Below are 15218 nucleotides of genomic sequence, written 5' to 3'. Positions count from 1 at the left end.
TAACGCAAATTTATTACTTTTATTAAGCCACTGGTATTAATTATGATGTTCAGGCTTATATGATCACGTGTGGAAAACATGTTCACCGGAATATAACTGATTGAAGATAATCAGAAATAAATGGCTATCCTTGCATGGCGTGTAAAGCTCTCCTCAAGGCCTAACAGCCAAAAGATAAAAAGCGTAGCCCTTTTTAAGAAACTTCAGGATATATCATCATTATTTACCCACCTAAAAAGAACGGGTTATGCCACAACCATACGAAATGCATGGCAGTAAAGACCAAAGATAAATAACAATGTGTTGCTTCACCTTATCCGAAATGAAGGTGCGTAGCAATTTGCCACAATAAAATATTCGATATATTTAGCGACTTCTCTTTCCACCGTGTTAATGACGTTAGCATCGCTTAACTGACTGACAGGAAGTGTCACTCCCGACACATTTTTTGCTTTTTTTTAAATTCAGAATATCACCGACAAACGTGTGGATTTGCGCTATACTTGCCGCCTTTTTCGGCACACTGCCGTCATTTAGCTGGCATTTTCCAGCGTGTTAACACTTTTTTGAGGATACCGATATGTCTCTCCCACACTGCCCGAAATGCAATTCTGAATACACCTATGAAGATAATGGCATGTTCATCTGCCCGGAATGTGCGCATGAATGGAATGATGCCGAACCGGCACAGGATGCAGATGCCCTGATCGTAAAAGATGCGAACGGTAACCTGCTGGCGGATGGCGACAGCGTCACCGTGGTTAAAGATCTTAAAGTCAAAGGCAGCTCTTCCATGCTGAAGATCGGTACCAAAGTGAAGAACATCCGTCTGGTTGAAGGCGATCATAATATCGACTGCAAAATTGACGGCTTCGGTCCGATGAAACTGAAATCTGAGTTCGTGAAAAAGAACTGATTTTTCTCCTGTAGGCTCGATAACCGAAGCGCCGCCGGGCGCTTTTCCGGATGTGCTACGCTTATCCGGCCTACAAAAAAAGAACTACACTTAATGGGCTTTTCTTACGTGAGGTAAAGAATATGCCGTTAAGTCCCTACATCTCCTTCGCCGGCAACTGTGCAGAGGCAACCGCCTTTTATCAGCAGGCCGTCGGCGCTGAACTCCTCTATAAAATCACTTTCGGTGAAATGCCCAAAAGCGACAGCAGTGAAGAAGGCTGTCCGTCCGGCATGCAGTTTCCTGATTCCGCTATCGCCCACTCTAACGTCCGCATTGCGGGCAGCGACATCATGATGAGCGACGGGCAGCCGCCGGGCAGCAACGCGCAGTATGCCGGGTTCACGCTGGTGCTCGACACGCAGGATGTGTCAGAAGGCAAGCGCTGGTTCGACAACCTCGCCGCTGGCGGCAATATCGACATGGCGTGGCAGGAGACCTTCTGGGCGCACGGTTTCGGTAAAGTCACCGATAAATACGGCGTACCGTGGATGATTAACGTCGTTAAGCAGCAGCACTAATTTTCTGGCGGTGGGCGGTCAGCCTCCGCCTGTCATCAAACTCCCCTCAACTCTTCAAATTCCCGCAACCCAGACTTAACCCAAATGTCACATTGATGCGCCAGCATGAGGCCACATTTATCGTGAGGCCCCGCACATGCAAACTGTCATCCGCGTCGAGAAACTGAGCAAGACCTTCAATCACAACAAGGCGCTGCATGCCGTTGATCTGACCGTCCAGCAGGGCGACATGGTGGCGCTTCTCGGCCCTTCTGGCTCCGGTAAATCCACCCTTCTGCGCCATTTAAGCGGTCTTATCACCTGCGATAAAACCCCGGAAAGTCACGTCGAATTGCTGGGCAACACGGTGCAGCGCGCCGGGCGTCTGGCAAGTGATATCCGCAAGAGCCGTGCCCAGACGGGCTACATCTTCCAGCAGTTCAACCTGGTCAATCGCCTGACGGTACTGGAGAACGTGCTGATTGGCGCACTCGGTAGCACACCGTTCTGGCGCACCTGCATGCGCTGGTTCTCACCTTCCCAGAAGCAGGAAGCTCTTCAGGCGTTGACTCGCGTCGGTATGGCACACCTAGCCCACCAGCGTGTCTCCACCCTGTCCGGTGGACAACAGCAGCGCGTCGCCATCGCCCGCGCCCTGATGCAGAAAGCAAAAATCATTCTGGCCGATGAACCTATCGCCTCGCTGGACCCGGAATCCGCCCGCATCGTGATGGAAACCCTGCGCGACATTAACCAGAACGACGGCATTACCGTGGTGGTAACGCTGCATCAGGTGGATTACGCCCTGCGCTACTGCGAGCGCATTGTCGCCCTGCGTCAGGGCCATGTGTTCTTTGACGGCGCAAGCCACCAGTTTGATAACGAACGTTTTGATCATCTCTACCGCAGCGTAAACCGCGTCGAAGAGCGCGCGCAGGCTGCATAAATCCCCATAACGAGGAATGGAAATGAACTACAAAGCCGTTGCCGCGCTGGCCTTTACCAGCATGTTCAGCATCAGCACCCTGTTAAGCCCGGCGTATGCGGAAGAGCAGGAAAAAGCGCTGAACTTCGGCATTATTTCGACGGAATCACAGCAGAACCTGAAGCCTCAGTGGGAACCGTTCCTGAAAGATATGGAAACCAAACTGGGGATCAAAGTGAATGCCTTCTTCGCCCCGGACTACGCGGGCATTATCCAGGGAATGCGCTTTAATAAAGTCGACATCGCCTGGTATGGCAACCTCTCCGCAATGGAAGCGGTAGACCGCGCCAACGGCCAGGTCTTTGCCCAGACCGTTGCGGCAGATGGCTCCCCGGGCTACTGGAGCGTGCTGATCGTGAACAAAGACAGCCCGATCAACAACCTCAACGACATGCTCGCCAAACGCAAAGAGCTGACCTTTGGTAACGGCGACCCGAACTCCACCTCCGGCTTCCTCGTCCCTGGCTACTATGTCTTCGCGAAAAACAACGCCTCCGCCAGCGACTTCAAACGCACCGTCAACGCCAGCCATGAAACCAACGCCCTGGCCGTGGCGAACAAGCAGGTGGATGTTGCCACCAACAACACCGAAAACCTCGACAAGCTGAAAACCTCCGCGCCGGACAAGCTGAAAGAACTGAAGGTGATCTGGAAATCGCCGCTGATCCCGGGCGACCCGATCGTCTGGCGTAAAAACCTCTCCGAAAGCACCAAGGACAAGGTGTACGACTTCTTTATGAACTACGGCAAAACGCCGGAAGAGAAAGCGGTTCTTGAGAAACTGGGCTGGGCACCGTTCCGCGCCTCCAGCGACCTTCAGCTGGTCCCGATTCGCCAGCTGGCGCTGTTTAAACAGATGCAGGCCGTGAAGGACAACAAAGGGCTCAAGGAAGAAGAGAAGACCAGCAAAGTCTCTGACATTCAGGCCCAGCTGGAAGACCTTGACCGCCTGACCGCGGCACTCGGCGCCATGACCAGCGTAAATAAAGCGGTGCAGTAGTTTCTTTTCCCCCTCTCCCCGTGGGAGAGGGTCGGGGTGAGGGCATCAGCGCGCACATTTCCCCCTCACCCTAACCCTCTCCCTCAAGGGAGAGGGAATTAAAACCCAAGGAGCCAACATGCAAACCATCACCCTCCCGCCGCCAAAGCGCAGCTGGTTCTCGCTCATAAGCTGGGCCATCCTGCTGGCGGTGCTGGTTATCTCCTGGAAGGGCGCAGAAATGGATCCCCTGCTGCTCTTCAAAGATTCCGGCAACATGGCAACCTTTGCTGCCGACTTCTTCCCGCCGGACTTCAGCCAGTGGCAGGACTATCTCAGCGAAATGGCCATTACCCTGCAAATTGCCGTCTGGGGCACCGCCCTTGCCGTCATTCTCTCCATTCCGTTTGGCCTGATGAGCGCGGAAAACATCGTGCCGTGGTGGGTATACCAGCCGATGCGTCGCCTGATGGACGCCTGCCGCGCGATTAACGAAATGGTCTTTGCGATGCTGTTCGTGGTGGCCGTGGGTCTGGGTCCGTTCGCGGGCGTCATGGCGCTATTCATCCACACCACCGGGGTGCTCTCCAAGCTACTCTCGGAAGCGGTCGAAGCCATTGAGCCCGGCCCGGTGGAAGGCATCCGCGCCACCGGTGCCAACAAAATCGAAGAGATCCTCTACGGCGTCCTGCCGCAGGTGATGCCGCTGCTGATCTCCTACTCGCTGTACCGCTTTGAATCCAACGTTCGCTCCGCCACGGTCGTCGGCATGGTCGGTGCAGGCGGAATCGGCGTCACCCTGTGGGAAGCGATTCGCGGTTTCCAGTTCCAGCAAACCTGCGCCCTGATGGTGCTCATCATCGTCACCGTCAGCCTGCTGGATTTCCTCTCTCAACGTTTGCGTAAGCACTTCATCTGAGAAGCGAGGCTTTGTTTTCTATGCACTTATCCAGACATCCGACCAGTTACCCAACCCGTTGGCAAGAAATTGCGGCAAAGCTCGAAGCGGAACTGCGCACGCACTACCGCTGCGGAGACTACCTGCCTGCCGAGCAGCAGCTTGCGGATCGCTATGAAGTGAATCGCCACACCCTGCGCCGCGCCATTGACCAGCTGGTCGAGCGCGGCTGGGTGCAACGCCGTCAGGGCGTGGGCGTGCTGGTGCTGATGCGCCCGTTCGACTATCCGCTCAATGCCCAGGCGCGCTTTAGTCAGAACCTGCTGGATCAGGGCAGCCATCCCACCAGCGAAAAGCTGCTCTCGGTCCTGCGCCCGGCCTCCAGCCATGTGGCGGACGCGCTGGGCATTCAGGAAGGCGATAACGTCATCCACCTGCGCACGTTGCGCCGCGTCAACGGCGTAGCGGTATGCCAGATTGACCACTACTTCGCGGACCTCGCCCTCTGGCCAGTGCTGCAAAACTTTTCCAGCGGTTCCCTGCACGACTTTCTGCAGGATGCCACGGGCATCGCTCTCAAGCGCACCCAGACGCGTATCAGCGCCCGCCGCGCGCAGGCTAAAGAGAGCAAAGTGCTCGAAATCCCCAATATGGCGCCGCTGCTCTGCGTGCGCACCCTCAACCACCGTGACGGCGAGGTCAATGCGACGGAATACTCCGTCAGCCTGACCCGTGCCGACATGATCGAATTCACTATGGAGCACTGAATGCACGTCGATACCGCCACCCGACAGCGCTGGATGCGTGTGCTGGCCCACAGCCAGCCTGCTGCCCTGCGCGATCGCATGAACGCCCTGAGCCTGACGCCAGACTACGACACTATCCGCGCACCGGAAATTGGCCTGGTGCAGATCCAGGCCCGGATGGGCGGCACCGGGCAGCGCTTTTTTGCGGGAGACGCCCCCCTCACCCGCGCCGCGATCCGCCTGAACAGCGGCACGCTGGGCTACAGCTACGTGCTGGGACGCGATAAAGCACACGCCGAGCGCTGCGCAGTAATAGACGCCCTTTTGCAGGAACAAACGCATTTTCAGACGTTAATGGAAACCCTTATTGCCCCGCTGGAAGCTGACCGCGCCGCACGACTTGCCGCACGTCAGGCCGAAGTGAATACCAGTCGGGTCGACTTCTTTACGCTCGTTCGCGGAGACAACGCATGACGCTTCAACCTGCTTTTACCCTTGCCGTCCAGGATGCCCAACAAAGTTTTCGTCGCCTGCTGAAAGCCATGAGCGAGCCGGGGGTGATTGTCTCGCTGCATCAGCTTTCACAGGGCTGGCTGCCGCTGAATCTGGCGACCACCAGCGTGTTGCTGACCCTTGCCGACAACGACACGCCGGTGTGGCTGTCAGGCGCCTTATCTAATGGCATCGCCAGCCAGAACCTGCGTTTTCACACCAGTGCTCCGCTGGTTGAGCAACCGCGACAGGCGGTCTTTGCCGTGGCCGACGAACACATCAGCCACGAGCAGCTCAACGCCCTGAGCGAAGGGAGCGCCGTTGCACCGGAAACCAGCGCCACGCTGATTCTGCAGGTCTCCAGCCTGAGCGGCGGCCGCATGCTCCGCCTGACCGGTGCAGGTATCGCCGATGAACGCATGGTTGCGCCGCAGCTGCCAGAATGCATCATTCATGAGCTGACCGAACGCCCGCACCCGTTCCCGCTGGGCATAGACCTGATCCTGACCTGCGGCGAGCGTCTGCTCGCCATCCCGCGGACCACCCACGTGGAGGTGTGCTGATGTACGTTGCCGTTAAAGGGGGCGAAAAGGCGATCGCCGCCGCCCATGCCTTGCAGGAACACAGACGACGGGGCGATGAAAAACTGCCCGAACTGAGCGTCGCCCAGATTGAGCAGCAGCTGAACCTGGCCGTTGACCGGGTGATGACCGAAGGCGGCGTCGCCGATCGCGAGCTGGCGGCGCTGGCGCTGAAGCAGGCCAGCGGCGATAACGTCGAAGCCATCTTTCTGCTGCGCGCCTGGCGCACCACGGTTCCCCGCTTCACGGCGAGCGAGCCGGTGAATACGGCGCAGATGCGCCTGGAGCGCCGTATTTCTGCCGTTTATAAAGACATCCCCGGCGGCCAGCGGCTTGGCCCCACCTACGATTACACCCATCGCCTGCTGGATTTTACCCTGCTGGCAAATGGCGAAGCGCCACGGCTCAGCACCACGGATGCCGAACAGGAGCCGTCTCCGCACGTCTTCAGCCTGCTGGCAAACCAGGGGCTGGCGAAAGCGGAAGAAGATTCGGGTACCGCGCCGGATGACATCACCCGCACGCCGCCAGTTTTCCCGTGCTCGCGCTCCTCGCGCCTGCAACAGCTGATGCGCGGCGACGAAGGCTATCTGCTGGCGCTGGCCTACTCCACCCAGCGCGGCTATGGGCGTAACCACCCGTTTGCGGCCGAAATTCGCAGCGGCTATATCGACGTCGAAATTGTGCCGGAAGAGCTGGGTTTTGCGGTGAACGTCGGCGAACTGCTGATGACCGAATGCGAAATGGTTAACGGCTTTGTCGCGCCAGAGAATGAAGACCCGCACTTTACCCGCGGCTACGGGCTAGTGTTTGGCCTGAGCGAACGCAAAGCCATGGCGATGGCGCTGGTCGACCGCGCCCTGCAGGCACCGGACTACGGCGAGCACATCGCCGGCCCGGCGCAGGATGAGGAGTTCGTGCTGGCCCATGCAGACAACGTTGAGGCCGCCGGTTTCGTCTCGCACCTCAAGCTGCCGCACTACGTCGATTTCCAGGCCGAACTGGAACTGCTGAAACGTCTGCAACGGGAGCGCGCCAATGGCTAACTTAAGCGGCTACAACTTTGCCTATCTGGATGAGCAAACCAAACGCATGATCCGCCGCGCCATCCTCAAAGCGGTTGCCATTCCGGGCTACCAGGTACCGTTCGGCGGCCGCGAGATGCCAATGCCCTACGGCTGGGGCACCGGCGGTATTCAATTGACCGCCAGCGTGATCGGGGAAGCCGACGTGCTTAAGGTCATCGACCAGGGGGCAGACGACACCACCAACGCCGTTTCGATCCGCAACTTCTTCAAGCGCGTGACCGGCGTAGCGACCACTGAAAAAACCGAAGACGCAACGCTGATCCAGACCCGCCACCGCATTCCGGAAACCCCGCTGACTGAAGATCAGATTCTGATTTTCCAGGTGCCGATCCCGGAGCCGCTGCGCTTTATCGAGCCGCGGGAAACCGAAACCCGCACCATGCACGCGCTGGAAGAGTACGGCGTGATGCAGGTGAAGCTGTACGAGGACATCGCCCGCTTCGGCCATATCGCCACCACCTACGCTTACCCGGTGAAGGTCAACGGGCGTTATGTGATGGACCCGTCGCCAATCCCGAAATTCGATAACCCGAAGATGGACATGATGCCAGCCCTGCAACTCTTTGGCGCCGGGCGTGAAAAACGCATCTATGCCGTACCGCCTTACACCCGTGTGGAGAGTCTCGATTTTGATGACTACCCGTTTACGGTGCAGGCGTGGGACGAGCCATGCGCCATCTGCGGATCCCAACATAGCTATCTGGATGAAGTGGTGCTGGATGACACGGGCAAACGGATGTTCGTCTGCTCCGACACCGATTTCTGCCGCCAACAGAGCGAGGCGAACAGCCAATGAAACCGCTGCTTTCGGTTAATAACCTGACTCACCTATACGCGCCGGGCAAAGGCTTCAGCGACGTGTCGTTCGAGCTGTGGCCGGGCGAAGTGCTGGGGATTGTCGGCGAGTCCGGCTCCGGCAAAACCACGCTGCTCAAATCTCTCTCCGCGCGCCTGACGCCGCAGAACGGTGAGATTTTATATGAGGGCACGTCGCTGTATGGCATGAGCGAGGCCGAGCGCCGTCGCCTGCTGCGTACCGAGTGGGGCGTAGTGCATCAGCACCCAATGGACGGGCTGCGCCGCCAGGTTTCAGCGGGAGGCAACATCGGCGAACGGCTGATGGCCACCGGCGCGCGCCACTACGGTCACATCCGCGCCACCGCGCAGCACTGGCTGGAGGAGGTTGAAATCCCCGCCTCGCGTATCGACGACCTGCCCACCACTTTCTCCGGCGGCATGCAGCAGCGTTTACAGATCGCCCGCAACCTGGTCACCCATCCGAAGCTGGTGTTTATGGATGAGCCCACCGGCGGGCTGGACGTCTCGGTTCAGGCGCGCCTGCTCGATCTGCTGCGCGGCCTGGTGGTGGAGTTGAACCTGGCGGTGGTGATTGTCACCCACGATTTGGGCGTCGCACGCCTGCTGGCGGACCGTCTACTGGTGATGAAGCAGGGTCAGGTGGTGGAAAGTGGGCTGACCGACCGCGTGCTCGACGATCCCCATCATCCGTACACCCAGTTGCTGGTGTCGTCCGTATTGCAGAATTGAGGCTGCTGTTGCCGGGTGGCGCTACGCTTACCCGGCCTACGAACACCGCACCTGTAGGCCGGGTAAGGCGAAGCCGCCACCCGGCAAAACGAATCACGAGGCCAACATGATCCACGTACAAAACGTCAGTAAAACCTTTGTGCTCCACCAGCAAAACGGCGTGCGGCTGCCCGTCCTGCAAAACGCGTCGTTAGAAGTCGGCAACGGCGAATGCGTCGTGCTGCACGGCCACTCCGGCAGTGGAAAATCCACCCTGCTGCGCTCCCTGTACGCCAACTATCAGCCAGACGAAGGCCACATTCATATTCGCCACTACAACGAGTGGGTGGATCTGGTACAGGCACCCGCGCGTAAGGTACTTGAAGTGCGCCGTTCAACGATCGGCTGGGTCAGCCAGTTTCTGCGGGTGATCCCGCGGATCTCCGCTCTGGACGTGGTGATGCAGCCACTGCTGGATCTCGGCGTACCGCGTGATACCTGTGCCGCCAAAGCCGCCAGCCTGCTGACGCGCCTCAACGTGCCGGAGCGTCTGTGGCACCTTGCCCCATCGACCTTTTCCGGTGGCGAGCAGCAGCGGGTCAACATCGCACGCGGCTTTATTGTCGACTACCCGATTTTACTCCTGGATGAACCCACCGCTTCGCTCGACAGCAAAAACAGCGCAGCGGTGATGGAACTGATCGAACAGGCCAAAGCGCGCGGCGCGGCGATCGTCGGGATCTTCCACGATGAAGCCGTGCGCGAGCGCGTAGCGGACAGACTGCACCCGATGGGGACAAACGTATGATTATCAATAACGTCAGGCTGGTGCTGGAAAACGAGGTCGTGGATGGCTCGGTTGAAATCCAGGACGGCGTCATCCGCGCGTTTGCCGAAACCCGGAGCCGCGCGCCTGACGCGATGGACGGCGAAGGTGGCTGGCTGCTGCCGGGGCTCATTGAGCTGCATACCGACAACCTCGACAAATTCTTCACCCCGCGCCCAAAGGTGGACTGGCCCGCCCATTCGGCGATGAGCAGCCACGACGCGCTGATGGTCGCCAGCGGTATTACCACGGTGCTGGACGCGGTGGCGATTGGCGACGTGCGCGACGGCGGCGACAGGCTTGAAAACCTGGAGAAGATGATTAACGCCGTGGAAGAGACGCAAAAGCGTGGCCTCAACCGCGCCGAGCACCGTTTGCACCTGCGCTGCGAGCTGCCGCACCACACCACCCTGCCGCTGTTTGAAAAACTGGTGGGCCGCGAGCCTGTCTCGCTGGTCTCCCTGATGGACCACTCGCCGGGGCAGCGTCAGTTCGCCAACATTGAGAAGTATCGTGAATACTATCAGGGCAAATACTCGCTCAACGATGCCGAGATGGCGCGCTACGAAGAAGAACAGCTGGCGCTTGCGGCACAGTGGTCGCAGCCGAACCGTCTCAGGATTGCCGCAATGTGCCGTGACCGCAATATTGCGCTGGCAAGCCATGACGATGCCACGCACGATCATGTGCGTGAATCCCACCAGCTTGGTAGCGTGATCGCCGAATTTCCCACTACGTTCGAAGCCGCAGAGGCGTCACGTCAGCACGGGATGAACGTGCTGATGGGCGCGCCGAACATCGTGCGCGGCGGCTCGCACTCCGGCAACGTGGCGGCAAGCAAGCTCGCCTCGCTCGGCCTGCTGGATATCCTCTCGTCTGACTACTACCCCGCCAGCCTGCTGGATGCGGCATTCCGGGTCGCGGACGATGAGGAGAACCGTTTTACGCTGCCGCAGGCCATTCGCCTGGTGACCAAAAACCCGGCCGCCGCACTCAATCTTCAGGATCGCGGTGAGATTGCCGAAGGAAAACGGGCAGATCTGGTGCTTGCCCACCGCAAAGGCGAGCATATTCATATCGACCACGTCTGGCGTCAGGGAAAAAGGGTGTTCTGATGGGAAGACTTATCTGGTTGATGGGGCCGTCCGGCTCCGGTAAGGACAGCCTGCTGTCTGCCCTGCGGCAGCGGGAACATTCACAGCTGCTGGTGGCGCACCGCTATATTACCCGCGCGGCGAACGCCGGAAGTGAAAACTATATCGCCCTGAGCGAGCAGGAGTTTTTCACCCGCGCCGGGCAAAACCTGCTGGCACTGAGCTGGCACGCTAACGGTTTCTACTATGGCGTCGGCATTGAGATCGACCTCTGGCTGCACGCGGGTTTTGATGTGCTGGTCAACGGCTCACGCGCCCATCTGCCGCAGGCAAAAGCCCGATATGAGGCGGCCCTGCTGCCGATCTGCCTGCAGGTTTCCCCGGACGTTCTGCGCAGCAGGCTGCAAAACCGGGGGCGCGAAAACGCGCGTGAGATTGACCAGCGGCTGGCGCGCGCGGCGCGCTACACCCCTTCAGGCTGCCATGTCCTCAATAACGACGGAAGTTTGCTACAGTCAGTCGAGATCTTTTTATCCCTTATCCGTCAGAAGGAGAAACAGCATGCCTGACTGCCAGCTTCGCCCCGCCACTGCTGATGATGCGCAGAGCGTGTACGCCCTCATCTGCGAACTTAAGCAAGCAGAGTTCGATCACCAGGCGTTTCATGCCGGCTATCTGGCTAATCTGCAGGATCACAATATGCGCTACCAGCTTGCCGAGCTGAACGGGGAAGTCATCGGCATGATCGGTCTGCACATGCAGTTTCACCTCCATCACGCCCGCTGGATCGGCGAGATCCAGGAGCTGGTGGTCATGCCGCAAGCGCGCGGGTTAAAGGTGGGTAGCCAGTTGCTCGCCTGGGCAGAGGACGTTGCACGACAGGCTGGCGCGGAGTTGACAGAACTTTCCACCAGCGTGAAGCGCGTGGACGCCCACCGTTTCTACCTTCGTGAAGGGTATACGCAGAGCCATTTCCGCTTCACCAAACCGCTGTAGAGGTGAGTGATGAGTCTGACCATAACGTTAACCGGCACCGGCGGTGCCCAGCTGGTGCCCGTCTTTGGCTGCGACTGCGCGTCGTGTAGACGCGCGCGTTTGCAGGAAAATTATCGCCGTCGTCCCTGCAGTGCGGTGGTCAAATACAACGATGCGGTCACGTTGCTGGACGCCGGTATTCCACACCTGATGGAGGACTGGCCCGCGGGCAGTTTTCAGCAGTTTTTACTCACTCACTATCATATGGATCACGTTCAGGGGCTGTTTCCCCTGCGCTGGGGCGTGGGTGCAACGATTCCGGTCTACGGCCCACCGGACGACGCGGGGTGTGACGACCTGTTCAAACATCCGGGGATCCTGGATTTCAGTCATACGGTCGAACCGTTTGTGATGTTTGAGCTACAGGGACTGCGGGTGACGCCGCTGCCCCTCAACCATTCGAAGCTGACGTTTGGCTATCTGCTGGAATCCGCCCACAGCCGCGTGGCGTGGCTTTCAGACACGGCGGGATTACCGGAAAAAACGGTGAAGTTTCTGCTCAACAATCAGCCGCAGGCGATAATCATCGACTGCAGTCATGAACCGCGTGACGAGCCGCCGCGTAACCATTGTGATTTGAACACCGTGGTTGCGTTAAACGAGGTGATTGGCTGTCCGCAGGTGATCCTGACGCACATCAGCCATCAGTTTGACGTGTGGATGATGAACAACCCGCTGCCGAACGGTATCGAAGCGGGGTATGACGGCATGGTGCTGGTTCTCGACTGAGTTTTGCCGGGTGGCGGCTGCGCCTTACCCGGCCTACGGACCAGGCTTTAGCCGCGATCGTAATCGTCTTCTAAACGCCGTTCATCCTCTTCCAGTCGACGCCTGTCGTCATCTAACTGACGTTGACGCTCGTCTAAACGGCGGCGTCTGTCTTCGAGCTGCCGACGGCGATCGTCGTACTGACGGCTGTCGCTTTGACGGCTGCGATCGTAGCGATCGTCGTCGTCATTACGGCTGCTGTCGGGGTTATAAGCATCGTTGATCGCCTGCTGAATGTTGCCAATGGCATCATCAATCACGTCGGCGTGGGCCAGCTGGCTGGTGAGTGACAGCAGACCCAATATCAGAGCGGAAAAGTAACGTTTCATAAGGCCAGACTCACAGGTGGACTGGCGTTAAGGTAATCAACGGGACTGTGCCGGAGTAGCGGAGGAATCTCAAATTACCATCACCTTACGCAGCGCCTGTGCCAGCTGTACGCGGGTAAACGGCTTACGCAGTAACTGAACGTCCGGCAGCTGAGGGTTATGCGTAGGCCGCAAATCCTGGCCGCTGATCAGCAGCACCGGAAGCTGCGGATAATGACTGCGCACATGGTTAATGACCTCCGCTCCGCTGAGGCTTCCGGGCAGCATCAGGTCGCTGATAAACATGCCAATATCCGGCGATGCCTCCAGCATGCTCAGGGCCTGCTCGCCATTCTCCGCTTCGAGTGTCAGGTAGCCTAGCTGATGCAGCTGCTCACACAGGGTCTGGCGGACATCCGCCTCATCTTCCAGTACCAGCACCAGCCGCTCGCTATCCGGGGAGGTGGTAGCCGGGAGCGCCTCACTTTCAGACACGGTGGAAAACGTCGAGCGCGGCAGATGGAGCCGAACGGTGGTGCCCTGCCCCGGCGCGCTTTCAATCTCCACGCGTCCCCCGGACTGACGCACAAAACCGTACACCATCGACAACCCTAATCCGCTGCCACTTCCGGTCTGTTTGGTGGTAAAGAACGGTTCAAAGACCCGGGATTTCACCTCCTGCGCCATACCGCTACCATGGTCAATGACCTCCAGCGCCACCATATCCTGCCTGCGGCCGTCGCTGCGGGTCACGCGCTGGTTCCATGTACGAATTTTAATGACGCCGCTTTGCCCTTCCATCGCATCGCGGGCGTTCATCACCAGGTTGATAATCGCGTTTTCCAGCTGGCCGACGTCTATCCATGCGGGCCATGCCGGGGTTTGCGCTTCAATCTCCAGAGTCAGGGTGACAGGCAAGGAGTGGCGCATCAGTTCCCGCAGGTTCTCCAGCAGCGGTTTCATCTCAACGGTATGCGGCGTCAGGGATTGCTTGCGGGAAAATGCCAGCAGGCGCTGGGTCAGCATGGCGCCGCGTTCTGCCGCCTTCAGCGCCCGGGTAATACGCGGCGCGTCTTTTGATTCGGGGTCGGTCAGCTCAAGACTGCCGATGATCACCGCCAGAAGATTATTAAAATCATGCGCCAGCCCGCCGGTCAGCTGTCCGACAGCCTTCATCTTCTGGCTGTGGAGCAACGCTTCTTCCAGTCCCTGACGCTCGATGCGGTCAATCTCCATCTGCGTCGTTTTCTCTTTCAGCAGACGCGTCGTGTGCTCAAGTGAAGCAGTGTTGCGGGCAAAAACGTTAAACGCGCGCGCCAGCTCGCCCAGCTCGTCCCGCCGCTGCAATGCGGGCACCGAGACATCCTGTTCGCCACGGGCAAGGCGCGACATGGCCCGGGAGATAGCCGTCAGGTTGGAGGCCAGGTTACGGTAAATATACCAGCAGGCGCACCCGGTGATGATCAGCGCCAGCACGGCGAAAATGCTGATAAAAACGCTAATGGATTGCAGCTCGTGATGGCTCTGGGCCGTGCGAAGCCGGGAGGCTTGCGCGACCTGTTCAACGTACTGATTGATATCGCTATTCAGTATCGCCACCAGCGCCTTGATGTGGAACATATACCAGCTTATTGCCAGATCGCTCTCTGCCAGCTGCGTCGACAGCGGGGCAAGCTTACGCAGCTCGGCGTTAAAGTCGGGCAGCACAACGTTGACCGCAGGCTGCGTCGCGCGCTGGGGCAACATCGCCGTCACCGTATCCAGCTGCTGTATCGTGGCGCGTGGTGAAGGGGTTTCGATGGCGGCGGCGATCAGCCTGTCCATTTCCATCAGCAGCTGCGCATCCGGAACATCGCTGCCAGTACGGCGGTTGATGTCCTGCAGATGACGCAGGTAACTCTGGCTCTGGTAGAGCGAACTGAGCAGCGCGTTACGCTCCAGATGGCGTCGCTGCCCGCGCTCCAGCATCCCCGTCACGCCTTGCTGTAATTCATTGCTTCTCTGAATAATCCGCGCCACCAGCGCCGGCTCCTGCTGCGCCAGCGGCGCATCGGCCAGCTGCTCCAGCGAGCGGCGCAATGCCGTTTGCATCTGCTTTAACCGCTCCGCCTCGCCTTTGTACTCCAGCGATCCGACTACCTGCGACAACCGCACCGCCGCCGTCGCCACGTTAGCCGTATCGCGAGCGAGGTTCATGCTGCCGGTCATGTCATCCAGCGTTTGCTGCTGCACCTGCTCCTGGATCTGGCTGGCATGACGGAAGCCAAGCACCGCCACGCCGCTGACCATCAGCGTGACCGCAACAACCAGCAGATTGAACATCAGCAGGCGGCCACGGGCACTGGTAAAAAACGGGGGGCGTGATGACATCTCTTTAGGCTCCTTAGCGGTCTGATGCCCTCACCCTGGCCCTCCCCCACGGGGAGAGGGAAAAGA

Annotated in this window: 18 protein-coding genes; 16 read left to right on the top strand and 2 right to left on the bottom strand. The window is 58.9% G+C overall.

The window, feature by feature from the left end:
* Positions 1-580 precede the first annotated feature (580 nt).
* From G0034_RS01660 to phnP, 16 genes are all read left to right on the top strand, one after another.
* Positions 581-916 (top strand): zinc ribbon domain-containing protein YjdM, encoded by a 336-nt coding sequence (locus G0034_RS01660; protein WP_008500067.1) that lies wholly within the window; start codon positions 581-583, stop codon positions 914-916.
* Between the two features lie 122 nt (positions 917-1038).
* Positions 1039-1476: a VOC family metalloprotein YjdN gene (gene yjdN / locus G0034_RS01655; protein WP_014882189.1), complete on the top strand. Its 438-nt coding sequence runs from the start codon at positions 1039-1041 to the stop codon at positions 1474-1476.
* Positions 1477-1612: 136 nt separating this feature from the next.
* Complete coding sequence (phnC, locus tag G0034_RS01650) at positions 1613-2401, top strand: phosphonate ABC transporter ATP-binding protein (protein ID WP_047027968.1); 789 nt, start codon at positions 1613-1615, stop codon at positions 2399-2401.
* Between the two features lie 22 nt (positions 2402-2423).
* The gene (gene phnD / locus G0034_RS01645; protein WP_023336612.1) at positions 2424-3440 is read left to right on the top strand and encodes a phosphonate ABC transporter substrate-binding protein; all 1017 of its coding nucleotides are present in this window, start codon (positions 2424-2426) and stop codon (positions 3438-3440) included.
* A gap of 118 nt (positions 3441-3558) precedes the next feature.
* Positions 3559-4338 carry a phosphonate ABC transporter, permease protein PhnE gene (phnE, locus tag G0034_RS01640; RefSeq protein ID WP_023331823.1) on the top strand — a complete coding sequence of 260 codons (780 nt, stop codon included), beginning with the start codon at positions 3559-3561 and terminating at the stop codon, positions 4336-4338.
* Between the two features lie 20 nt (positions 4339-4358).
* On the top strand, positions 4359-5084 hold the full coding sequence (gene phnF / locus G0034_RS01635) for a phosphonate metabolism transcriptional regulator PhnF (protein ID WP_032637718.1): 726 nt from the start codon (positions 4359-4361) through the stop codon (positions 5082-5084).
* Entirely contained in the window at positions 5085-5537 is a 453-nt protein-coding gene (gene phnG, locus G0034_RS01630; RefSeq protein ID WP_014882184.1) for a phosphonate C-P lyase system protein PhnG, read from the top strand.
* Positions 5534-6118, top strand: a complete 585-nt coding sequence (gene phnH, locus G0034_RS01625; protein WP_063944071.1) for a phosphonate C-P lyase system protein PhnH — start codon at positions 5534-5536, stop codon at positions 6116-6118. The genes phnG and phnH overlap by 4 nt, the downstream gene beginning before the upstream one ends.
* A complete protein-coding gene (locus G0034_RS01620; protein ID WP_023331819.1) occupies positions 6118-7182 on the top strand; it encodes a carbon-phosphorus lyase complex subunit in 1065 nt (354 codons plus the stop codon). Before phnH ends, G0034_RS01620 begins: the two co-directional genes overlap by 1 nt.
* Entirely contained in the window at positions 7175-8020 is an 846-nt protein-coding gene (phnJ, locus tag G0034_RS01615; protein ID WP_063667355.1) for an alpha-D-ribose 1-methylphosphonate 5-phosphate C-P-lyase PhnJ, read from the top strand. Before G0034_RS01620 ends, phnJ begins: the two co-directional genes overlap by 8 nt.
* Positions 8017-8772 carry a phosphonate C-P lyase system protein PhnK gene (gene phnK, locus G0034_RS01610; protein ID WP_014882180.1) on the top strand — a complete coding sequence of 252 codons (756 nt, stop codon included), beginning with the start codon at positions 8017-8019 and terminating at the stop codon, positions 8770-8772. Before phnJ ends, phnK begins: the two co-directional genes overlap by 4 nt.
* Before the next feature lie 106 nt (positions 8773-8878).
* Positions 8879-9559, top strand: a complete 681-nt coding sequence (phnL, locus tag G0034_RS01605; RefSeq protein ID WP_045268835.1) for a phosphonate C-P lyase system protein PhnL — start codon at positions 8879-8881, stop codon at positions 9557-9559.
* Positions 9556-10692 (top strand): alpha-D-ribose 1-methylphosphonate 5-triphosphate diphosphatase, encoded by a 1137-nt coding sequence (gene phnM / locus G0034_RS01600; protein ID WP_014882178.1) that lies wholly within the window; start codon positions 9556-9558, stop codon positions 10690-10692. Before phnL ends, phnM begins: the two co-directional genes overlap by 4 nt.
* Entirely contained in the window at positions 10689-11240 is a 552-nt protein-coding gene (phnN, locus tag G0034_RS01595; protein WP_063944073.1) for a ribose 1,5-bisphosphokinase, read from the top strand. The genes phnM and phnN overlap by 4 nt, the downstream gene beginning before the upstream one ends.
* The gene (gene phnO / locus G0034_RS01590) at positions 11233-11667 is read left to right on the top strand and encodes an aminoalkylphosphonate N-acetyltransferase (RefSeq protein ID WP_063944075.1); all 435 of its coding nucleotides are present in this window, start codon (positions 11233-11235) and stop codon (positions 11665-11667) included. Before phnN ends, phnO begins: the two co-directional genes overlap by 8 nt.
* 9 nt (positions 11668-11676) lie before the next feature.
* Positions 11677-12435: a phosphonate metabolism protein PhnP gene (gene phnP, locus G0034_RS01585; protein WP_179120441.1), complete on the top strand. Its 759-nt coding sequence runs from the start codon at positions 11677-11679 to the stop codon at positions 12433-12435.
* Between the two features lie 47 nt (positions 12436-12482).
* Here phnP and yjdP read toward each other — a convergent pair whose 3' ends face one another.
* Together yjdP and G0034_RS01575 are read right to left on the bottom strand one after the other, a co-directional pair.
* Positions 12483-12803, bottom strand: coding sequence for a DDRRRQL repeat protein YjdP (gene yjdP / locus G0034_RS01580; protein WP_014882174.1), 321 nt, complete (start codon positions 12801-12803; stop codon positions 12483-12485).
* Positions 12804-12872: 69 nt separating this feature from the next.
* Positions 12873-15152: a hybrid sensor histidine kinase/response regulator gene (locus G0034_RS01575; protein WP_050863260.1), complete on the bottom strand. Its 2280-nt coding sequence runs from the start codon at positions 15150-15152 to the stop codon at positions 12873-12875.
* Positions 15153-15218: the final 66 nt, after the last annotated feature.

Source organism: Enterobacter sp. T2, assembly GCF_010692925.1.
GTDB classification, from domain to species: Bacteria; Pseudomonadota; Gammaproteobacteria; order Enterobacterales; family Enterobacteriaceae; genus Enterobacter; species Enterobacter kobei.
The sequence above is the reverse complement of the archived record's forward strand: the minus strand, read 5'-3'. Positions and strand labels throughout refer to the sequence as shown.